Origin of the sequence: Janthinobacterium darwini, from assembly GCF_051380905.1 — a bacterium.
In the GTDB taxonomy this organism is placed as follows: domain Bacteria; phylum Pseudomonadota; class Gammaproteobacteria; order Burkholderiales; family Burkholderiaceae_D; genus Janthinobacterium.
Genome location: NZ_JBNYXX010000001.1, coordinates 1040701 through 1060776 on the forward strand (window position 1 = coordinate 1040701; position 20076 = coordinate 1060776).

Annotated in this window: 17 protein-coding genes; 11 read left to right on the forward strand and 6 right to left on the reverse strand. The window is 62.6% G+C overall.

All coding sequences use genetic code 11. The features are described 5' to 3' along the window. Positions 1-145: 145 nt before the first annotated feature. The 7 genes from ACQ4WZ_RS04765 (at position 146) to urtE (ending at position 7380) form a co-directional block, all read left to right on the forward strand. Entirely contained in the window at positions 146-757 is a 612-nt protein-coding gene (locus tag ACQ4WZ_RS04765; protein WP_436572684.1) for a transglutaminase-like domain-containing protein, read from the forward strand. Between the two features lie 16 nt (positions 758-773). After that, on the forward strand, positions 774-1562 hold the full coding sequence (locus ACQ4WZ_RS04770) for a DUF4349 domain-containing protein (RefSeq protein ID WP_436572685.1): 789 nt from the start codon (positions 774-776) through the stop codon (positions 1560-1562). 200 nt (positions 1563-1762) lie between these two features. Further along, complete coding sequence (gene urtA, locus ACQ4WZ_RS04775; protein WP_436572686.1) at positions 1763-3016, forward strand: urea ABC transporter substrate-binding protein; 1254 nt, start codon at positions 1763-1765, stop codon at positions 3014-3016. Positions 3017-3152: 136 nt separating this feature from the next. Then, entirely contained in the window at positions 3153-4739 is a 1587-nt protein-coding gene (gene urtB / locus ACQ4WZ_RS04780; RefSeq protein WP_436572687.1) for an urea ABC transporter permease subunit UrtB, read from the forward strand. Beyond that, positions 4736-5851, forward strand: a complete 1116-nt coding sequence (gene urtC, locus ACQ4WZ_RS04785; protein ID WP_133990348.1) for an urea ABC transporter permease subunit UrtC — start codon at positions 4736-4738, stop codon at positions 5849-5851. The genes urtB and urtC overlap by 4 nt, the downstream gene beginning before the upstream one ends. Further along, entirely contained in the window at positions 5848-6678 is an 831-nt protein-coding gene (gene urtD, locus ACQ4WZ_RS04790; RefSeq protein ID WP_101481925.1) for an urea ABC transporter ATP-binding protein UrtD, read from the forward strand. The genes urtC and urtD overlap by 4 nt, the downstream gene beginning before the upstream one ends. 3 nt (positions 6679-6681) lie before the next feature. Further along, positions 6682-7380 (forward strand): urea ABC transporter ATP-binding subunit UrtE, encoded by a 699-nt coding sequence (gene urtE, locus ACQ4WZ_RS04795; protein WP_101481924.1) that lies wholly within the window; start codon positions 6682-6684, stop codon positions 7378-7380. A gap of 2 nt (positions 7381-7382) precedes the next feature. Here urtE and ACQ4WZ_RS04800 read toward each other — a convergent pair whose 3' ends face one another. Together ACQ4WZ_RS04800 and ACQ4WZ_RS04805 are read right to left on the reverse strand one after the other, a co-directional pair. Further along, entirely contained in the window at positions 7383-7967 is a 585-nt protein-coding gene (locus ACQ4WZ_RS04800) for a chromate transporter (protein ID WP_101481923.1), read from the reverse strand. Next, complete coding sequence (locus tag ACQ4WZ_RS04805) at positions 7964-8551, reverse strand: chromate transporter (protein ID WP_101481922.1); 588 nt, start codon at positions 8549-8551, stop codon at positions 7964-7966. Before ACQ4WZ_RS04805 ends, ACQ4WZ_RS04800 begins: the two co-directional genes overlap by 4 nt. 220 nt (positions 8552-8771) lie before the next feature. Between ACQ4WZ_RS04805 and ACQ4WZ_RS04810 the strand changes: the two genes are divergently transcribed. Further along, entirely contained in the window at positions 8772-8993 is a 222-nt protein-coding gene (locus ACQ4WZ_RS04810) for a hypothetical protein (protein WP_101481921.1), read from the forward strand. A gap of 416 nt (positions 8994-9409) precedes the next feature. Here the strand turns inward: ACQ4WZ_RS04810 and ACQ4WZ_RS04815 are convergent, their stop codons facing one another. Together ACQ4WZ_RS04815 and ACQ4WZ_RS04820 are read right to left on the reverse strand one after the other, a co-directional pair. Further along, positions 9410-10009, reverse strand: coding sequence for a response regulator (locus ACQ4WZ_RS04815; RefSeq protein ID WP_436572688.1), 600 nt, complete (start codon positions 10007-10009; stop codon positions 9410-9412). 362 nt (positions 10010-10371) lie between these two features. Then, positions 10372-10953 (reverse strand): phosphohydrolase, encoded by a 582-nt coding sequence (locus ACQ4WZ_RS04820; RefSeq protein WP_436572689.1) that lies wholly within the window; start codon positions 10951-10953, stop codon positions 10372-10374. A gap of 229 nt (positions 10954-11182) precedes the next feature. Between ACQ4WZ_RS04820 and ACQ4WZ_RS04825 the strand changes: the two genes are divergently transcribed. After that, positions 11183-14266: an NAD(P)-binding protein gene (locus tag ACQ4WZ_RS04825; protein WP_436572690.1), complete on the forward strand. Its 3084-nt coding sequence runs from the start codon at positions 11183-11185 to the stop codon at positions 14264-14266. A gap of 2 nt (positions 14267-14268) precedes the next feature. Then, a complete protein-coding gene (locus tag ACQ4WZ_RS04830; protein WP_436572691.1) occupies positions 14269-15180 on the forward strand; it encodes an alpha/beta hydrolase in 912 nt (303 codons plus the stop codon). On the opposite strand, the gene ACQ4WZ_RS04835 is transcribed toward ACQ4WZ_RS04830, so the two are convergent. Further along, positions 15165-18056, reverse strand: a complete 2892-nt coding sequence (locus ACQ4WZ_RS04835) for a hybrid sensor histidine kinase/response regulator (protein WP_436572692.1) — start codon at positions 18054-18056, stop codon at positions 15165-15167. The genes ACQ4WZ_RS04830 and ACQ4WZ_RS04835 overlap by 16 nt on opposite strands. Before the next feature lie 156 nt (positions 18057-18212). On the opposite strand from ACQ4WZ_RS04835, the gene ACQ4WZ_RS04840 reads away from it, so the two are divergent. Next, positions 18213-18842, forward strand: coding sequence for a LysE family translocator (locus ACQ4WZ_RS04840; protein WP_101484623.1), 630 nt, complete (start codon positions 18213-18215; stop codon positions 18840-18842). On the opposite strand, the gene ACQ4WZ_RS04845 is transcribed toward ACQ4WZ_RS04840, so the two are convergent. Next, entirely contained in the window at positions 18805-19551 is a 747-nt protein-coding gene (locus ACQ4WZ_RS04845) for a YceI family protein (RefSeq protein WP_243858005.1), read from the reverse strand. The two genes, ACQ4WZ_RS04840 and ACQ4WZ_RS04845, sit on opposite strands and share 38 nt — an antisense overlap. Positions 19552-20076 lie beyond the last annotated feature (525 nt).

Genomic DNA, 20076 nt, shown 5'->3' on the forward strand with positions numbered 1-20076 from the left:
CAGCTACCGGGCCGTCGCCAAAGTCGCCGGCCCCCGCCCAGCGAGCCTGAAACGTGGATTTTCTTTGTTCCTGCGCAAGGAAACGCTCGATTTCGGTCTGCTTCGACTAGAATCGCGCATTATCTTTATGCAAGACCTTGACGCCATGTCTACCGACTTTTCCCCCGACTTTTCTATATATCTAGCCAGCAGCACTTACATAGACAGCGACCATCCGGCCGTGCGCGCCAGGGCGGCCGAGCTGGCCGCCGGCGCGTCGGGCGATGCCGCCATCGCGGCCCGCTGCTTTGCCTTCGTGCGCGATGAGATTGCCCACAGCTGGGACTACCAGCGCAATCCCGTCACTTGCCGCGCTTCTGACGTGTTGCAGCATGGCACGGGCTATTGTTATGCGAAAAGCCATCTGCTGGCCGCGCTGCTGCGCGCCAATGGCATTCCGGCCGGGCTGTGCTATCAGCGCCTGGCCGTGGGCGAGGTGGGGCCGCCGTTTTGCCTGCATGGCTTGAATGCCGTGTACCTGCAAGAGTTTGGCTGGTACCGCATCGATGCGCGTGGCAACAAGCCCGGTGTCGCCGCCGCCTTCACCCCGCCGCGGGAGCAGCTGGCCTTTCCCGTGCTGGCGCCCGAGGAGCGCGATTTGCCTGAAATCTGGCCGGCACCGCTGCCACAGGTGGTGGCATCCTTGACCGTTTATGCCACGGTGCAGGAGGTGGCCGCGCATTTGCCCGATATTCAATTGCTGCCGCGGCACAAATAACTCGACGAAAGAAATCATGAAAAAAGTATCCCTATGTTTGATAAGCCTGTTGCTGCTGGCCGGTTGCGGCGGCAAGGGAGAGAGCGCGGGCCAGTCCAGTGCCGCGCGTCTCGACGGCAAGGAAAAAGGCAGCGAGTTTCTTGCGTATGAACACAATGTCGGCGTCGATACGAACGAAGCGCAAGTGCGGCCCCTGTATGAAAAAGTGGTCGCCGCCTGCAAGGCCGATACGGACAATGGCTGTCTGCTGCTCGACTCGAGCATAGACGGCGGTCGTTACGTGCATGCGCGCATCAGCATGCGCGCCAAGCCGGCCGGCATCAAGAAGCTCGTGGCGCTGGTTGCGGCCGGAGGCGACGTTACCAGCCAGGGCACCAAGGTGGAAGATCTGGGCCGTCCTGTGCTCGATAGCAAGAAACGCCTGGAAATGCTCAAGCAATACCAGGCGCAATTGCAGGAGTTGGAAAAACGCTCGGGCGTGAACGTCGATGCCTTGATCAAGGTGACCAAGGAACTGGCCACCGTGCAAGTGGAACTGGAGCAGGCGACGGCGGTCAATGCGCTGTTGATGCAGCGCATCGATACGGACTTGCTGAACGTGGCCATCAGTGCCGAAGGCAAGCAGTCGTTCTGGCGCCCCGTCAAGCGCGCACTGGGCAATTTCACGGAAAACCTGTCGGAAGGCGTGGCCAACGCCATCACGGCCATGGCGTATATCCTGCCATGGCTGATCGCTTTCGTGCTGCTGTTTCCGCTGGGCCGCAAGGGCTGGCGCCGCTTGCGGGGCGTGTCGCGCAAGGATTGAAGCGCAAGGATTAATGCGTCCGGCGCACCGTTTTACGGCAATTTGAAACCTGGCTGCACAGTCCTTGTGCAGCCAGGTTTTTTTTCGTGCGGTGATGGCCGTGTGCACCATGGCGGACGCCTGCTGGTGCTGGCATGCATTCTGCTTTAACAACATCGTATGCCCAGTCCGTCCCCCACGAATACATCACAGGAGTCCCCATGTCACGACGCATCATCCTGAAAGCGGCCGCCGCCGGCGCCCTGGCCCTGGCCACGTCCATCACCATGCAGGCGGCCCTGGCCGCCGACACCATCAAGGTGGGCATCTTGCACTCCCTGTCGGGCACCATGGCCATTTCCGAAACGTCGCTGAAAGACGTGGCCCTGATGACGATCGCCGAGATCAATGCCAAGGGCGGCGTGCTGGGCAAGAAGCTGGAAGCCGTCGTGGTCGATCCGGCGTCGAACTGGCCCTTGTTTGCGGAAAAAGCGCGCCAGCTGGTGGCGCAAGATAAAGTGGCCGTGGTGTTTGGTTGCTGGACGTCCGTGTCCCGTAAATCCGTCTTGCCCGTGTTCAAGGAACTCAACAGCCTGCTGTTTTATCCGGTGCAATACGAAGGCGAGGAGCTGGAAAAGAATGTGTTTTATACGGGCGCCGCGCCGAACCAGCAGGCGATTCCCGCCGTGGAATACTTGATGAGCAAGGATGGCGGCGGCGCCAGGCGCTTCGTGCTGCTGGGCACGGATTACGTTTACCCGCGCACCACCAACAAGATATTGCGCGCCTTCCTGAAGAGCAAAGGCGTCAAGGATAGCGATATCAGCGAGGTCTACACGCCGTTCGGCCACGCCGACTATCAAACCATCGTCGCCAACATCAAGAAATTTTCCACTGGCGGCAAGACGGCCGTCATTTCCACCATCAATGGCGATTCCAACGTGCCGTTTTACAAGGAACTGGGCAATGCGGGCTTGAAAGCCACGGACGTCCCCGTCGTTGCGTTTTCCGTGGGTGAGGAAGAGCTGCGCGGCATCGATAACAAGCCTTTGCTCGGTCACCTGGCGGCCTGGAACTATTTTGAATCCGTCAAGAACCCCGTCAACACGGCTTTCATCAAGCAGTGGAAAGCGTATGCGGTGGCGCAAAAGTTGCCGAACGCGGGTTCGGTGGTGACGAACGACCCCATGGAAGCGACCTATGTGGGCATCCACATGTGGGCGCAAGCGGTGGAAAAAGCCAAATCGACGGACACGGACAAGGTGATCGCCGCGATGGCCGGCCAGAGCGTCAAGGCGCCGTCTGGCTTTACCCTGACCATGGACCCGACCAACCACCACTTGCACAAGCCCGTGATGATCGGCGAAATCAAGGCTGATGGGCAATTCAATGTTGTGTGGAAAACCAAGGAGCCGATACGCGCCCAGCCGTGGAGCCCCTTTATCAAGGGCAATGAGGGCAAGCAAAAGCTGTAGGCGCTTGCGCGTCGAATGGTCATCGCAACCCCAGGCAAAGAGCTGGGGTCAGACCCGCCGGGTCTGACCCTTGTCCTTGCCTATGGGGGAAGGATACTTATCAAGACATCGGCTTTACTACATGGTATCTATGCATATGCAGCTTATCCCCAAATTGCTGGTCCTCGTTTGCCTGTTCTTGTCCTCGCTGGCGCAGGCCGCCATCTCTCCTGAACTGCTCAAACCGCTGGCTGCAGACGATTCTGACGCAAGGGTCGCTGCCGTCGCCCAGATCGCCGCCCTGGCCACGCCCGAGGCTGCAAAGGTGCTCCAAGCCTTGCAGGACGACGGCCTGTATGCCGGGCCGGACGGCAAGGTGTATGTCGTCGACGGCGAGCAGGCGTATGACCCGGCCATCGGCCAGAGCGTTCCGCTGCCCGATGGCCTCGATGGCGTGATGGTTAACAACCGCTTGCGCGCGGCCGTGGCGGGCGCCTTGTCCGGCTTGCAGCTGCTGGCGCCTGAGCGCAGCGCCCGCCTGGCGGCCGCGCAAGCCTTGCAAAAGGCCGTTGACCCCGCGCAAATCCCCCTTATCCGCAAGGCGCTGGCGCGGGAAAACGATGCTGACATTAAACAGCTATTGCAGGTGCTGATCGCCAGCGCCAACCTGCATGCGCCGGACGCCGCCACGCGCAAGGCCGCCGTGCAGGCGCTGGCCGGCAGCAGCGATGCGCGCTTGCTGCCCGTGCTGCAAGCCATGCTGGAAAAGGACGGCGAGCCGGACGAAGCCGTGCAGCTGGCCGCCATCGAGACTATGCGCCAGATCAAGGCTAGAGTGGCGCGCATGGAATTCGCCGGCAATGTGTTCTATGGCATTTCCCTGGGCAGCGTGCTGTTGCTGGCCGCGCTGGGACTGGCCATCACGTTCGGCTTGATGGGCATCATCAACATGGCGCACGGCGAATTGCTGATGATAGGCGCCTACACGACGTATCTGTGCCAGCTGTTTTTCCGCACCTACCTGCCCGGCATGCAGGAGGCCTACCTGCTGGCCGCGCTGCCGGCCGCCTTTCTTGTTGCCGGACTGGTGGGCATGGTGCTCGAGCGCACCGTGATCCGCTGGCTGTATGGCCGGCCGCTGGAAACCCTGCTGGCCACCTGGGGCATCAGCCTGATCCTCATGCAGCTTGTCCGCACGATCTTTGGCGCGCAAAACGTGGAAGTGGCCAACCCGGCCTGGATGTCGGGCGGCGTGAGCGTGCTGGGCGGCCTCGTGCTGCCGTACAACCGCCTGGCCATCATAGCCTTCGCCATCGTCGTCGTCGTGGCAGTGTGGTTGATCCTGAACAAGACGCGCCTGGGGCTGTTCGTGCGGGCCGTGACGCAAAACCGCCGCATGGCCGATTGCGTGGGCGTGGCCACGGGCAAGGTCGACATGCTGACCTTCGGCCTCGGTTCCGGCATCGCGGGGCTGGGCGGCGTGGCCCTGTCGCAGCTGGGCAACGTGGGGCCGGACCTGGGCCAAAGCTACATCGTTGATTCCTTCATGGTGGTGGTGCTCGGTGGCGTGGGCCAGCTGGCCGGCACCGTGATCGCCGCGCTGGGCCTGGGCGAAGTGAACAAATTCCTCGAACCGGTGGCGGGCGCCGTGCTGGCGAAAATCGCCATTCTCGTATTCATCATCATCTTTATCCAGCGCCGGCCGCAGGGCCTGTTTGCCATGAAGGGACGCAGCGTCGAATGACTACCTCCTGTCTATCCAAGCAAGGCCTGTTTACGCGGCCCGTCTGGCTGGCGATTGCCGCATGCACGGTGCTGGCGGCGCTGTTGCCGATTTTTAACCTGGCGTTTGCAGAAGGGCATGCGCTGCATGTGTCCGCCTACACGGTGGCGCTGGTGGGCAAGTTCATGTGCTATGCGCTGGCCGCGCTGGCGCTGGACCTCGTCTGGGGCTACACGGGCATCCTGTCCCTGGGCCACGGCGTGTTCTTTGCGCTGGGCGCGTATGCGCACGGCATGTATCTGATGCGCGCCATCGGCGACCAGGGCCAGTACCACAGCAGCTTGCCCGACTTCATGGTCTTTCTCGACTGGAAAACTTATCCGTGGTACTGGGCCTTCACGGAACATTTCTGGTATTGCATGGCCCTCGTCGTGCTGGTGCCGGGCGTGCTGGCCTTCGTGTTTGGTTATTTTGCCTTTCGCTCGCGCATCAAGGGCGTGTATTTTTCCATCATCACGCAAGCGATGACGTATGCCTTCATGCTCTTGTTCTTCCGCAATGACACCGGCTTTGGCGGCAACAACGGTTTCACGGATTTCAAGACGATATTGGGCCATAGCGTGACGGCACCCGCCACCCGCGCCGTGCTGTTCCTGCTGACCCTGGCCTTCCTGCTGGCCGCGCTGGTGGGCGCGCGCGCCATCGTCCGCTCCAAGCTGGGCAGGGTGCTGCAGGGCGTGCGCGACAGCGAGGCGCGGCTGATGTTTCTCGGCTACAACCCACTGTGGTTCAAGCTGTTCGTGTGGACCTTATCGGCCGTGCTGTGCGGCATCGCCGGCGCCCTGTACGTGCCGCAGGTGGGCATCATCAACCCGTCCGAAATGTCGCCGGCGAACTCCATCGAGATGGTCGTGTGGGTGGCCGTGGGCGGACGCGGCACCTTGCTCGGTCCCATCCTGGGCGCCTTTACCGTCAATGGCTTGAAAAGCTGGTTCACGGCCGCCTTGCCGGAGCTGTGGCTGTTCGCGCTGGGCTTGCTGTTCATCGTCGTCACCCTGTTCATGCAGCAAGGCATGCTGGGCGTGTTAAGCAAGCTCAAGCGCAAGCCCATCGTGGCAGAGGAGAACGCATGAGCATCCGCATGCTGCCAGGCATGGCCAGCGCCGAAGCTGGCCCCACGTATTCGCGCGTGAAAGGCGAGGGCGTCGACACGACGCATGGCGCCATTCTGTATCTGGAAGACATCAGCGTGTCGTTCGATGGCTTCAAGGCTATTAACAAGCTGAGCCTGGATATTTCCGTGGGCGAATTGCGTTGCATCATTGGCCCGAATGGCGCAGGCAAGACGACGATGATGGATGTGATCACCGGCAAGACGCGGCCTACATCCGGCACAGCCTGGTTCGGCCAGACCATGAATTTGGCCACCATGACGGAAGCGCAAATTGCCCACGCGGGCATAGGCCGCAAGTTCCAGCGCCCCACCGTGTTCGAGCAGCACACGGTGTTTGACAACCTGGAACTGGCCATGAAGATGGACAAGCGCGTGGCGCCGACCCTGTTTGCGCGGCTCACGTCCGAGCAGGCGGGCCGGATCGAGGCCATATTGCGCCTGATACGCTTGAATGGCCAGGAGGCGCGGCCGGCCGGCTTGCTGTCGCACGGGCAAAAGCAGTGGCTGGAAATCGGCATGCTGCTGATGCAGGAGCCGCAGCTGATATTGCTCGATGAACCGGTGGCCGGCATGTCGGACGCGGAAACGGCGCGCACGGCGGAGTTGCTCAATGAATTGCGCGGCAAGCATTCCATCATGGTGGTCGAGCACGACATGGGTTTCGTCACGGACATTGCCCAGCAAGGCATCGTCACCGTGTTGCACGAAGGCTCTGTGCTGGCGCAGGGGCGCATGGATGAGGTGCAAGCCGACGAGCGCGTGATCGAAGTCTATCTGGGAAGGTAAGTCATGCTGGAAGTGCAACAATTAAATCAATACTATGGCTCCTCGCACACCTTGCGCGGCATCGACCTGTCCGTGCGCAAGGGCGAGTGTTTGGCCTTGCTGGGCAGGAATGGCGTCGGCAAGACGACCTTGCTGAAATGCCTGATGGGCGTGTTGCCCGTGGCCCAAGGCAAAGTCGTGCTCGATGGGCGCGACATCACGACACTGGCGCCCCACGCGCGGGCAAAGCTGGGGATGGCGTATGTACCGCAGGGACGCGACATCTTTGCGCGCCTGACGGTCGAGGAAAACTTGCTGATGGGCATGGCCGTCAAGCGGGGCAGGCAAGCCTCGCGCATCGATCCGCACGTGTATGAACTGTTTCCGGTACTCAAGGAGATGCTGCAGCGGCGCGGCGGCGACTTGTCCGGCGGGCAGCAGCAGCAGCTGGCCATCGCCCGCGCCTTGCTGGCCGAGCCGCAGCTGATCATTTTTGACGAGCCCACGGAAGGCATCCAGCCCTCCGTCATCAAGGATATCGGCAGGGTCATTGCGCTGTTAAAGCAGCGGGGCGACATGGCCATCGTGCTGTGCGAACAGTATTTCGACTTTGCCCGCGAACTGGCCGACGAATTCATCGTGCTGTCGCGCGGCAGTGTCGTCGCCAGCGGACTGGCTGCACAGATGGATGGCGAGGATGTGAAGCGGCATTTGGCCGTGTAGGCTTACACCAGTTGCAGCCAGCCCAGCACGGCGCCAGCGGCCAGCAGCCATAATAAGTGGATCTTCGTGCGCCAGATGATCAGGCCGGCCACGATGGACAGGCTCCACAGTGGCCAGTCCGTGCGGATGTCGTGATTGGCGCCGCCTAAAATCATGCCCGTGGAAATCAGGAGGGCGACGACGATGGGCGCCATGCCTTGCTTGAAGGCGCGCACGGGGCGCAGGTCGCGGTTGCGGTAGCCCCACTGGGCTGCCACGTAGGTGAGGGTGGTGCTGGGCAGCATGATGCCCACCATGGTCACCAGCACACCCAGGTACGCGGCCGTGTAGCTGCCCGCATTCATGCCCACGTTCCAGCCCATCAGGGCGACGAACAGCACGTTGGGGCCAGGCGCGGCTTGCGCGATGGCGATCGATTCATTGAATTGCGCCTGTGTCAGCCAGCCGTGCTGTTCGACGAGGAAGCGGTGCATTTCGGAGGTGGTGGAAATGGCGCCGCCGATCGACATCAGCGACAGCATCAGGTAATGGCCGAACAGGTTCAGCCAGTCGCCCGCGCTCAGGACCAGTTGCAAGGGCGGGTTCATGAGGACAGCTTCCGGTATGTCAGCAGGCAGCCGATGCCGCCCAGGCCCAGCAGGATGTACAGCAGGGGCCAGTGCAGGATGGCCACCATCAGCACGCCCAGCATGGTGATCGGCAGAGTCAGCCACAAGGGCAGCGGATGCTTGCCCAGCGCGGCCGCAAGTTTCACGCCCGTGGCAGCGATCATGCCGGCCGAGACGGCCGCCATGCCGCGCAAGGCGCCCGCCATCTGCGGGTTGTCGCCATAGTGCGTGTACAGCACGCCCAGCAGCAGCACGATGACGAGGGGCACGGCCAGCATGCCGGCCAGCGCCGTCAGCGCGCCTTGCAAGCCGAAATAGCGTCCGCCCACCATCAGCGACAGATTGACAACATTTGGCCCGGGCATGATTTGTGCCACGGCCCAGTCTTCCAGGAATTCCTCTTGCGTCAGCCAGCGCTTGCGTTCGACCATTTCGCGCTGGATCACGGCCAGCACGCCGCCAAACCCCTGAAGGGCCAACCAGGTAAACGAGAAAAACAGGTCGGCCAGCGAAGCCGGTTGCGGGCGGGGCAGGTCGGGCGGGAAGGGGGGCGGCGAGGGCATCGCTGATTATCGCCGTGGCCGATTGCGCTTGTCCATCGCTTTCGCCCCCCTGTTGTGCCAGCAAGAAAAAACTGTGGCTCATGTTTCCCTGCCATTGACATCGAGAGTTTATCAGCAATACTTTATCGGCAACACGACCGCTGTTCTTGCCCGCGCTGGCGCGGTGCGTACCGCTACGCCGTCTCCACCCCTCCGTCCCCCTTCGCAGGAGTTGTTCATCATGCTTAATTCCACAGAAACGCTGCATATGCCCGTCAATACCGTGGTGCTGCATGCCCGGCTCGATCAGAAGATGTCCGATATCGTCAACCTGGGCATCGCCGTGCAGGCTGCCTTCAGTACCTTGTGCGCGCTGGAATACCTGAAGTCATACAATGTCGCCCCCGAACTGATCGAACGCGTGCTGCTGCATCCTGAGCAGCGCCGCCAGACCGTGCATTGAGTATTCGCACGGCAACTGTGTTGCCGGCAGCCGGAGTGCGGTGTTGTCGGATTGATCATTTCGGCTCAGTTATGCACAAATGATGGCTTAGCGAAAATGCCGAAATATTTTTCTTGTGATTATGTGTGAATTTCTAAGTGATTGATTTTATTGGGGTTTATTTTTGCTGTTTGATTGAGCAGTTTATTGAAAGCCGCACGGGCTGTGGCTTTGAGGCATGTCAATAGGCCCTTATCCACAAAGATATCCACAGTCAGTGTGGATATCTGAAAAAGCGCTTAACAATCCGCCACTTAGATAGTGGCACCGGATCGGCGCTGCAAATGCAGTGTCGCGCCAGCCCAAAACAGGGCATTGCACAAGCCTGTATGCCTATCCAGTGCTCTTGTTTTATGACTGAAAGTAGCGGCGGCGTTTCAGGGCTTGCCGTCCACCGGTTCTGCTGGCGCGTCGCCGCAGTGGACCAGGGCCGCGGCGAGGTCGGCGACTTGTTGCTGCGCTTCGCGCAAGGTGGCGTAGGTGCGCAGCGAGGTGATCACGGTGGTAAACAGCTTGCGCGTGGTCAGGTCGGTCTTGCACCAGAAATCGTTGATGTCGTAGTCGATGATGATGCGGTGCTCCAGCGCCTGGCCGGGCTGGCCCGTGCGCAGGATGATGCGCACGGCGCTGTTGTGCAGGTCTTCGCGGATCTGGCGCGCCACTTGCAGCCCGGCATCCTGGGTTTCCATGATGACATCAAGCAGCACCACGGCGATATCGGGCGTGTTGCGCAGCAAGGCGAGCGCCTCGGCGCCCGAATACGCGTGCATAAAGCTCAGCCTGCGGCCCTGGAAGCTGGCCTGGCTGAGGGCGAATTTGGTCACCACGTGGACGTCGACATCATCATCGACAATCAGCACGCGCCATGGCGCCGCGGTGGGTGCTTCTGCCGCCGCGTCTGCCCGACCGAGTGGCTCGTCGACCAGCCAGTCGGGGTCATCCGCACCCTTGGCGGCACTGTCGCTATCCATATTCATGCATTTATCCACCGTTGATTGTGTTCGCTCATTCCACACTATGCCAGTCTGCGGGGTTTGTCAAAACAATGCGGTTCAGGCAAGACGGCGTGGAGCAGGATTGCTTATGCACAGCAAAATATATTTTCATGCTTGCAGAGTAACTTTGCTCAGGCGCAAAATCAGGATTCTAAGTCATTGATTTCATTGAGGTAAAAAATTGCCTGTGAAATCAGCAAATTGTTGAAACCCGCATTAATACTGGTGTTGCGGCTTGTCAAGAGGGGCTTATCAACAACTTTATCCACAGTTGCTGTGGATATCTAAAAAAGCCGTGCAAAAACCGGGGCTTAGCGCCGGTTCGTGCGGCAGGGTGGATGCATTCATGCGGCAAGCCCAAGCCCGCCCAACTGGGCAAAGGCATGCAGGAAGCGCTGCTTGGCTTCGGCCGGACCCATGGCTTCGATTATACCGGGCAAGGGGGCGATGTCGTCAAGATAAGCCCAGCGTTCCGCCGAATGCGGCATCAGGTCGCGCTTTTCCGTGGCCAGCGCGATCAGGTCGGCCCGCTTGATGGGCGCGTAATCGGAAAAGTCGAGGCCATAGGTGGCGGCGATGATGGCGCTGACCTTGTCTTCCAGCAGGGCAAATTCCGGCAACAGCACTTTCAGGGGTTTCACCATATCGCCCAGGTAGGCTTCTGCCGCGTCGTGCAGCAGGGCGGCCAGGCGCAAATGGGGTGGCACCAGTTCGGCGACGATCAGGCTGTGCTGCGCGACCGAGTAAAACACTTGCGTCTGCCCATTGAAACGGCACTGGTAAGCCAGGCCGTGGGCGATGTCTTCGATGGCGACCTTGTCGATATGCGGGCGCAAGGGATAAAAACGGTTGCCGGAATAGGTGGAAACGTAGTCGGTGGTAATCATTGCCATGGCAGGGTGCTCGGAGCGGTCAGGATGTTTCATCGTACACCCGATGGCACGGGCTTGCCCCAGCTGCCGTGCGCAAGCACCTTGCTGCCGGGATGGAAGTAAAGCTATGCATCTTGGCAAATCCTTTAATTTATTTCATATCATTCATTGTTCTTTCTCAAATACACTGTAGAAATCTTGTTTGACTGAAACTTAAGGGGACAGGGCAATGACGGCGATACCTTCGGCAAGACCTTCGTATATTTATCAGGGCGGTTCGGTGATGATGCACTCGCCGCTGCAATTGAAACAGTCGGAAATGTACGGTTATTTCGTCAGGGGCGACCTGGCGAAGTTGCAATCGACCGTGAATACCACCCTGAACCAGGTGGCGGGCCGCAAAATGACCCTGAAAGCGCTGTCGCCGTACGTGATGCTGACGTTTACGCGCGTCAACCACGCGGACTCCGCCAATCCCGTCGACCAGGCCAAGGGCTGGATCACGGAAGTCGACATCGTCACCTGGATCATGGTCGGCGAGATGGATGCGGCGGGCAAGCTGGCGCATATCTATTGGTACCCTTGCCATATTTTCGTCGACGATGCCATGGCCCTGATCAACGGGCGCGAACTGTTCGGCTATCCGAAATACCTGTGCGAATACGACATTCCCGCCGCCGGCAGCGAGCCGCTGCGCTGTTCCGTGGCCGCCAAGGGGTTCCAGCATTTTTCGCCGGAAACGAAACTTGCCCTGCACCCGCTGCTGGAAGTCAATGCCACCGTGCAGACGGGCCAGCACAAGAGCGTCAACAGCTTCCTCGAACTCATCGAGCAAGCCTTCAAGATTTTCCTGTCGATTCCCGATTTCTTTGACATGGATCAAGCCGGCTGGGCTGATATTTTGTCGCTGCTGCGCAAGCCCCGCATCGACCAGATTTTCCTCAAGCAGTTTCCCGACAGCGCGGGCGTGAAAGCCGTGTACCAGGCTTTGGTGGCCGCACCGGCCGAAATCAACCGTCTGCACAGTGCGCGCCTGCTCGGCTATGAATACGAATGTACCTTGCACGCCTTCGACAGCTTCCCGCTGGACCAGACCCTGGGCTTGCAGCTGGGGCCGCAGACGGCGATATTGCCGTTCAATGTGAATTTCGACTTCACGGCCATGCCGGGCGAGGAACTGGTCGACAATTCGCAGATCGCGCCGGAAAAGATCGCCATCCTGGGCGGCGGCGTGGCGGCCATGACGGCCGCGTATTACCTGACGAACCAGCCGGGTTGGCAAAACCAGCACGCCATCACCGTCTATCAGCTGGGCTGGCGCCTGGGCGGCAAGGGCGCCAGCGGACGCAATGCACAAGTGGGCCAGCGCATCGAGGAGCACGGCCTGCACATCTGGTTCGGCTTCTATGCCAATGCCTTCAGGATGATCAAGGAAGCCTACGCCAGCCTGGAGCGCCCGCCCGGTGCCCCGCTGGCCACCTGGCGCGATGCTTTTAAACAGCACGATTACGTGGCCCTGTCGGAAGACGTGAAGGGCAAGTGGCGCAACTGGTCCATCGTCTTTCCCACCTTGCCGGGCGAGCCGGGCGAGGGCGGCGAAGACATCACCCTGTGGCAGATGGCCATTGCCATGGTGGGATGGATCGAGCAGTGGATACGCCAGATCCGGCAAGTGGCGGACGCCGACGCGCGCATCGTCCGCGCCAGCGCATCGCAAGGCGAGGGCGTGTGGCCGGGCTGGCTGCGCCGCCTGGCCGACGAAGTGGTGGGCCAGGCCGATGAACTGGGCCTGGACGTGGGCCTGTCCGTGGGCGCGCTGGCGGCGCTGGTGGCCGACCTGGCGCCGGATTCCACGCGCCACGACCAGGCCCGCCACCAGCTGCTGGCCAGCACCCTGAACGGCATCCGCGCCTGGCTGCGCCTGCGCTACCGGACCCTGATCGATGGCGACGATGAATTGCGTCGCCTGTTCACCTGCCTGGACCTGGGCATCACGGTCATGAAAGGCATGTTCGAGGATGGCGTGTTCAAGCACGGCTTTGACGTCATCAACGACATCGATTTCCGCGCCTGGCTGCGCAAGCATGGCGGCGACGAGCAGTTCAGCGTCAACTCGGCACCCGTGCGGGGCTTTTACGACCTGGTGTTCGCCTACGAGGGCGGCGATTTCTCCAAGCCGAATATCGAGGCGGGCACCTTGCTGCGGGCCATGGCGCGCATCGGCCTGGCCTACAAGGGCGGCATCATGTTCAAGATGCAGGCCGGCATGGGCGACACGATTTTTACGCCCCTGTACGAAGTGCTCGCCAAGCGCGGCGTGCAATTCAAGTTCTTCCAGCGCGTGGAAGAGCTGGTGCCGGGCGCGGGCGACATCGACAGCATCCGTATCACGCAGCAGGTGCAATTGAAGGACCCGGCCGCCGGCTACGCGCCGCTGGTGGATGTGAAAGGCCTGGCTTGCTGGCCCAGCGCGCCCGATTACGCGCAGCTTGATCCAGCGCAAGCGGCGCTGCTGCAAGAGCAGGAAGTCAACCTGGAATCGTACTGGAGCGACTGGCCGCAGCAGTACCAGCAGGCGTTCGGCCGCGCGCTGCCCGTCACGGTCTTGCAGAAGGGCGTCGATTTCGACAAGGTGGTGTTCGGCATTTCCATCGGCTCGCTGCAGGCTTTATGTCCGCAATTGCTGGCGCAAAGCCCGGCCCTGCAACTGGCGGCCGACAAGGTGAAAACCGTGGCCACGCAGGCTTACCAGGTGTGGCTGAACAAAAACCTGGCGCAGATGGGCTGGACCACGCAGCCGAAAGGTCAGCAACCTGTGCTGTCGGCTTTCACGGAGCCGTACGACACGTGGGCGCCCATGGACCAGCTGCTGGCGCACGAAGACTGGCCGGCGGGGCTGGAACCGAAGAATGTGTCCTACTTTTGCAGCGCCTTCCCCGTCGACAGCTACCCGCCCGTCACCGATACGGGCTTTCCTGCTCGCTGCGCTGCCAAGGCGAAGCAGGGCGCGCTGCACCAGCTGGAGCGCGAGATCGGCGCGCTGTGGCCCGAGGCGGGCGGGCCGGGCGCGTTTCCGTGGCAATGGCTGGTCGACGCAAAGGCGGGTAGCGGACCGGCGCGCTTCGACAGTCAGTATTGGCGCGCCAATGTCGACCCATCCGAGCGCTACGTGATGTCGGTGGTGAACAGCACGCAGTTCCGGCTGGCCACCGACCAGTCGGGCTTTTCCAACCTGTTCCTGACGGGCGACTGGATCAAGACGGGCCTCAACGCGGGCTGCGTGGAAGCGGCCGTGATGGCTGGCATGCAAACGTCGCGGGCCATGACGGGCTATCCGGCCGTGATCCAGGGCGAAAAGGACTTCTAGCCATGCGCTGCCTGATGCTGTTGTGTCTTGTCCTTGTCCACCTGCATGCCAGCGCCGCGCCGGCTGGCGCCATTGTGTTGTGGCCCGGTGCGCCGCCCGGTGGCGCGGCGCCCGGCCCGCAGCGCGATAGTGCCAAGGGCTCCCTCACGCAGGTCGAACAACCGTATCTGATCGTGCACCGCCCGGCGCAGCCGAACGGCCTGGCCATCCTGCTGGTCAGCGGCGGCGGTTATGCGCATATCGAGGCGGGCAAGGAAAGCGCCCCGGCCGCCAGCTGGCTGCAGGCGCAGGGCATTACGGCGTTTGAACTCGTGTACCGCTTGCCGCAGGAGGGCGGCGGGGTGGCCGCGCCATTCCAGGACGGCCAGCGCGCCATGCGCGTGATCCGTGCGCACGCGGCAGAGTGGGGGATTGACCCTGCGCGTATCGGCATGCTCGGGTTTTCCGCTGGCGCCCACCTGGCCGGCATGACGGCCGTGCAGCCCGACGCCGCCCTGTATGCGCCTGTCGACGCGATGGACGTCTTATCCGCGCGGCCCGACTTTGCCGTACTGCTCTACCCCGTGTTGACCATGCAGCGACCATACGACACGACGCATGCGAAGAAGCAGTTGCTGGGCGCCCATCCGACGCAGGCGGCGCGCGACGCGCTGTCGGTTGAATTGCAAGTCGATGCGCGCACGCCACCAGTGTTTCTGGCGCAGGCACTGGACGATCCCATTTCTCCCCCCGAGAACAGTGTGCTGATGGCCGCGGCTCTGCGCCGCGCGGGCGTACCCGTCGAGCTGCACCAGTTCCAGAGCGGCGGCCATGGCTGGGGCCTGGGCAAGCCGGGCAGCGAGCCGGCCGCCTGGCCGCAACTGTTGCTGGCGTGGCTGCAATCGCATGACTGGATGGTTCAAGCTCCGGGCTGATCTTCCAGGTCGTGTCGCGCCACGTCCAGCGCCGCCTGCAGTTGTGGCAGGAATTGCTCCACGTTATCGAGCTGGCCGTTCGAGGCCAGGGTTTCCATCTGGTGGCACAGGCTGTGCAGGGTGGGGCGGCTCAGGTAGCCGGCGCTGCCTTTCAAGGCGTGGAAGGCGGCCGCGGCCGCGCCGGCGTTGCCATCGCGCACGGCGTGGCATGCCAGGTCCAGGCGTCGCGGCGCTTCCAGCAAGAACGCTTGCGCGATACGCTGCAAGTGCTGCGGCGACAAGCCTGCCAGGGGAAGGATGTGCACGGGCGCCGTCATGGGATCGGCCGGCGCGGATGGTTCGTCGTCGGCGACGTCCAGGCCGAACTGGTGCGCCAGGGTCTCGTCCTCGGTGGGCGCGGCCGGCGGCAGGGCATGGCCGCGCGCCAGCAGCAGGTCGATGATGGCGTCGATTTTCTCGAACAGCAGCGCTTCGTCGACGGGCTTGCTGAGGAAGTCGTCCATGCCGGATGCCAGGTAGCGTTGCCGGTCGTGTTCGCTGGCGTTGGCCGTCAGCGCGAGGATGGGGATGTGCGCGTCGGGAATGGGGAATTGCGCGTTGCCGCCGTCGCGGATCAGGCGCGCGGCCTGTTCGCCATCCATCAGCGGCATGCGGCCATCCATCAGCACGCAGTCGTAGGCGCCTGTGCCCAGCGCGCGCAGCGCCTGCTCGCCGTTTTCGACGATGGTGACGTCATGGCCCATGCCCTCCAGCAGGGTGCCGATGATGATCTGGTTGGTGCGCACGTCTTCGGCGCACAGGATGCGCAGGCGGCAGGCATGGCGCGCCTGGCGTACTGGCCGGCGCGCGTCGGCCGCCGGCGCGCTGCCGTCTTGCAGCGGCAAAGTGAAATGGAAGCGCGAGCCGATGCCGACCCGGCTTTCCACGCCGATGGTGCCATTCATCAGTTCGACCAGTTCCTTGCAGATGGCCAGGCCCAGGCCCGTACCGCCGTAGCGGCGCGTGGTGGAATGGTCGGCTTGCTCGAATTTCTGGAACAAACGCGGCAAGGTGTCGGCATCGATGCCAGGGCCCGTGTCGCTGATGATGAATTCGATGTCGCAGCGGCCATCGCCGCGCGGCAGCGTGCGGGGGCGCCGCACTTCCAGCAGCACTTCGCCATTCGCCGTGAATTTCAGCGCGTTCCCCAGCAGATTGATGAGGATTTGCCGCAATCGGGTGGGATCGGCGCGCACGTAGCGGGGCAGGTCCAGCGCCAGTTCGCGGCGCAGCAGCAGGCTCTTGGCGTCGGCCTGGCCCTGCACGATGCCCGCCGCGTCGCCGATCAGCGCCAGCAGGTCGAAGTCCACGGTTTCCAGGGTCAGCTTGCCCGCGTCGATCTTCGAGAAATCAAGGATATCGTTGAGAATGGTCAATAGGGAGACGCCATTGTGCAGGCCGATGCGCAGGTATTCCTGCGTGCGGCCTTTGACGGACTGGTCGCGCAGGGCGAATTTCAGCATGCCGATCACGCCGGCCAGCGGGGTGCGGATGTCGTGGCTCATGGCCGACAGGAAATCGATGCGGTGGCGGCTGACCACTTCCGCGTGCTCCTTGGCCTTCAGCAGGGCGTCGTTGCTGAGGGTGAGCGCCAACGTCCGCTCCCGCACGCGTTGCTCCAGATTGTTGCGCAGCAAACGGATCTGGTCGGCCAGGGCAAACGCCAGCAGCAAGCCGTCGAAGGTGCCGCCAAGCAGGGTTACCAGCTGGGCATTGGCCACCATGGCCGGCATCAGGCCCAGGTTGGCCGGCAGGATCAGAAAGCCGGGCAGCATCAGGGCGACGAAGGCCAGCACGAAGAAGCGCGCCGGCTGGTAGCCGCGGCACCAGACGACGATGCCGCAGATGAGCGCCAGCAGCATCCAGATGCTGATGGCGATGGTGGCCAGGGTGTGCGCATACGACAGGGCGAAGAAGCAGCTGGGTAGCAGCAGCAGGGGCAGCACCAGGTTGACCTTGCTGATGCGGTACAGCAGGAGCGAGTAGTCGCGCAGGTGCAGGAAATGCATGTAGAACAGGGTGCTGAAGACGGGCAGCAGGAAAAACGGCACGTAATGCAACTGCAACTGGTGCCAGTCGAACAGGTCGGCAAAGACGTGGAAGGTCATGGCCCAGGCCAGGCCATAGGTCAGCACGTACAGCGCGTAATAGGCCGAGGCTTTGTCCAGGGTGATGGAAAAGATGAAGAAATTAAACAGGCCCAGCGCCAGCAGGGCGCCGATGGACGCCACCATCAGGAAGTTTTCCTTGCCCACCAGCTTGCGGTAGTCCTGCTGCGTCTTCATGCCGAACAGGGGGGCGCGCGCGTAATACGGACTGGAAAAGCGGATCAGGATGTCATACGTGGCGCCAGGCGCCAGTTGCACGTTCCTGCCGTAGTGCAATAAATACTCGTGCGGGCGCTGGTAGCCCGTCAGCAAGGTCTGCGGCGCCGTGTGCGGCCCGGGGCCATACACGTACAGGTCGACCAGGTCGATCAGGGTGTCGTTCGGGTCGATGACCCAGGCTGCTACGCTGCTGTCGTTGCGCACTTGCGCATGCAGCCAGTAGGCGCCGCCGAACAGGTCGACCTGGTCGGCCGGGCGCTGGCGCGCCAGCCAGGCGGGCAGGGCGGCGGCATCGGCGGGCGCGCTGTCATTTCCGGCGAGAAATAGTTGCCCGCCGCTGCCCAGGTGATGGATGCCTTGCTTGCTCAGGGACAAGGATGCCGCCTGCGCCGCGCCCGTCAGCCCCAGCAGACCGAACAGCAGGCCGATCAGGAGCGGCCAGCCGCATAGCCAGACGCTGACGCGGGAGCTGGGCGCGCGGTGGCGGGATGGGGGCGGGTGGGCTGGCATCGATGAGTGTGGTGATGGTCGCGCGGGACTGGCGGCAATGCCGTTTGCTGTAGATGACTCATTTTAATCGACTCTCGGTGGCATAAGGACAATTTCATGTCCTGCCGGCATGGCGCACACTCCGGTATCATGGCGCCTTTTGCCCGCGAGACCTCCATGCTCAGTCCCGACCAGTTCCTGGCCTTCCTGGCCGCCGCCGTCCTCATTACCGCCAGTCCCGGCCCCGACAACCTGATGGTGCTGGGCGTGGGCATGTCGCGCGGGCGCCGCCAGGGCATGGCGTTCGGCCTGGGTTGCGCCCTTGGCTGCCTCACGCACACGGTGCTGGCGACCGTCGGCGTGTCGGCCCTGCTTGCCGCCTCGCCCATCGCCTTTACCGCGCTGAAAGTAGCTGGCGGCCTCTACCTGGTATGGCTGGGCATCGGCGCCTTGCGCAGCCGTGGCGGCGCGAAAGTCGACGGTGCGGCTGTCTTGCCCGACGAATCGCTGCTGCGCCTGTTCGGCAAGGGTTTGTTCGCCAACAGTATCAATCCGAAAGTCGTGCTGTTTTTCCTCTCGTTCTTGCCGCAATTCATTGTCGCAGGCCAGGGCAATGCCAGCTGGCAGACGGCGCAGCTGGGCCTGGTCTTCACGGCGCAAGCTTGCGTGCTGTTCGGCCTGCTCGGCTATTTTTCCGGCGCCGTCGGCCTCTGGCTCAACCGTCGCCCGCGCGCCGGCCTGTGGCTGGACCGCGTGGCCGGCACCATTTTCATCGGCCTGGGCCTGCGCCTGATCCTGGCGCGCTGACTTCCTGCCGGGCGGTGATGCGGAACGCCAGTTCCATCTGATCCTGCACGGCCATGGCGCCGCCCAGGACGGCGAACGGCACGATGCCGAAGTCGCTCTGTTTCAGCAGCAGGCTGCCACTGGCCTGCAAGCCGCGCCCATCGGCCGCTTCCGCCACCCGCACGGGCAGCTGCACTGTGCGCGTCACCCCATGCAGGGTGATGTCGGCGTCGAGCACCTCCTTGTCGCCCGTGCGGCGGGCCTCGATACGCACCCACGGATATCGCTCGGCGTCGAGCACGCGCACCAGCATATTGTGGCGCGTGCCGGCGACGGCGTCCGCCGACGGCGTCGTTGTCAGGCCGGCCGCCTGGCGCAAGCTCTCTTCATCCACGCTCATCTCGTCCAGCCGGAACTGGAATTGTGCGCGTCCCGGCGCAGGTGCCACCACGCCTTGCAGGGTGCGGCTGGCGATCACATGGTCATGCCCCAGGCGGGCCAGCGCGCCGCCGCGCCGCACGGTGATGGTCAGCAGGGATTCCTGCGGGACGATATGCAGGACGCGCATGCCCGGCTGTTGCCACGCGGGCGCGGGCATGGCGGCAGGGGCGGCCGGCGCAGGTGCCTGGGCAGGAGCGGGAGGCAAGGGCGTGCAGGCCGCCAGCACGGCGCATGCAAGCAGAAAAGTGGTGCATATGGCGGACGGCAGGCGGTGTTTCTGGCTGGGCATGGACGCAAGGGGCTGGGGCGATGGGGGAATAGTACGCGATCTGCGCGTCGGCGCGCGTGCAATGTTAGCGCTGCGTCATACAGCCGTCATATGCCGCTGTTATGATGCTTTCGTTGGCACACAGCATGCGGTGCGCAGATCACTACGTTCCGGGAGCGATAGGATGCAGGCATGACTCAACAGCTTAGCCGGTGAGCTCAACCATCGGCACCAGACACGTAAAACTTATTTTATAGTAATGATCGCAGGGCGGAGCAGGGGAAATGAAGGGATGGGGCGGGAATTTAATGAAGTCCTAAGCCTGTCTCAACGAAGGGCTGGCATAGTGGAGTCATGGCGCACGGAAACCCCGGGCGCAGGGTTGCCGGACACCTCAATGACCGGCACGATTTCCGCTTTCTTGTTTTTCCCAGTTTATCCCTGCGCTCTGAAACAGCGTTTCAACCGGCTACCGCACTTTGCGAAGCCGGTTTTTTTTGCCTGCGTTTTCATCCGTTCCCGGCGCCGTAGCGCCGGCAATTCCAC

What these genes read in the sequence shown, in the direction of transcription:
- ACQ4WZ_RS04835 (WP_436572692.1), bottom strand. Translation starts at nt 18,056, where the DNA reads ATGCCAGCCCACCCGCCCCCATCCCGCCACCGCGCGCCCAGCTCCCGC.
- ACQ4WZ_RS04825 (WP_436572690.1), top strand. Translation starts at nt 11,183, where the DNA reads ATGATGCACTCGCCGCTGCAATTGAAACAGTCGGAAATGTACGGTTAT.
- ACQ4WZ_RS04765 (WP_436572684.1), top strand. Translation starts at nt 146, where the DNA reads ATGTCTACCGACTTTTCCCCCGACTTTTCTATATATCTAGCCAGCAGC.
- ACQ4WZ_RS04820 (WP_436572689.1), bottom strand. Translation starts at nt 10,953, where the DNA reads ATGAAACATCCTGACCGCTCCGAGCACCCTGCCATGGCAATGATTACC.
- urtB (WP_436572687.1), top strand. Translation starts at nt 3,153, where the DNA reads ATGCAGCTTATCCCCAAATTGCTGGTCCTCGTTTGCCTGTTCTTGTCC.
- ACQ4WZ_RS04815 (WP_436572688.1), bottom strand. Translation starts at nt 10,009, where the DNA reads ATGAATATGGATAGCGACAGTGCCGCCAAGGGTGCGGATGACCCCGAC.
- ACQ4WZ_RS04840 (WP_101484623.1), top strand. Translation starts at nt 18,213, where the DNA reads ATGCTCAGTCCCGACCAGTTCCTGGCCTTCCTGGCCGCCGCCGTCCTC.
- ACQ4WZ_RS04810 (WP_101481921.1), top strand. Translation starts at nt 8,772, where the DNA reads ATGCTTAATTCCACAGAAACGCTGCATATGCCCGTCAATACCGTGGTG.
- ACQ4WZ_RS04845 (WP_243858005.1), bottom strand. Translation starts at nt 19,551, where the DNA reads ATGCCCAGCCAGAAACACCGCCTGCCGTCCGCCATATGCACCACTTTT.
- ACQ4WZ_RS04830 (WP_436572691.1), top strand. Translation starts at nt 14,269, where the DNA reads ATGCGCTGCCTGATGCTGTTGTGTCTTGTCCTTGTCCACCTGCATGCC.
- ACQ4WZ_RS04805 (WP_101481922.1), bottom strand. Translation starts at nt 8,551, where the DNA reads ATGCCCTCGCCGCCCCCCTTCCCGCCCGACCTGCCCCGCCCGCAACCG.
- ACQ4WZ_RS04800 (WP_101481923.1), bottom strand. Translation starts at nt 7,967, where the DNA reads ATGAACCCGCCCTTGCAACTGGTCCTGAGCGCGGGCGACTGGCTGAAC.
- urtD (WP_101481925.1), top strand. Translation starts at nt 5,848, where the DNA reads ATGAGCATCCGCATGCTGCCAGGCATGGCCAGCGCCGAAGCTGGCCCC.
- urtE (WP_101481924.1), top strand. Translation starts at nt 6,682, where the DNA reads ATGCTGGAAGTGCAACAATTAAATCAATACTATGGCTCCTCGCACACC.
- ACQ4WZ_RS04770 (WP_436572685.1), top strand. Translation starts at nt 774, where the DNA reads ATGAAAAAAGTATCCCTATGTTTGATAAGCCTGTTGCTGCTGGCCGGT.
- urtA (WP_436572686.1), top strand. Translation starts at nt 1,763, where the DNA reads ATGTCACGACGCATCATCCTGAAAGCGGCCGCCGCCGGCGCCCTGGCC.
- urtC (WP_133990348.1), top strand. Translation starts at nt 4,736, where the DNA reads ATGACTACCTCCTGTCTATCCAAGCAAGGCCTGTTTACGCGGCCCGTC.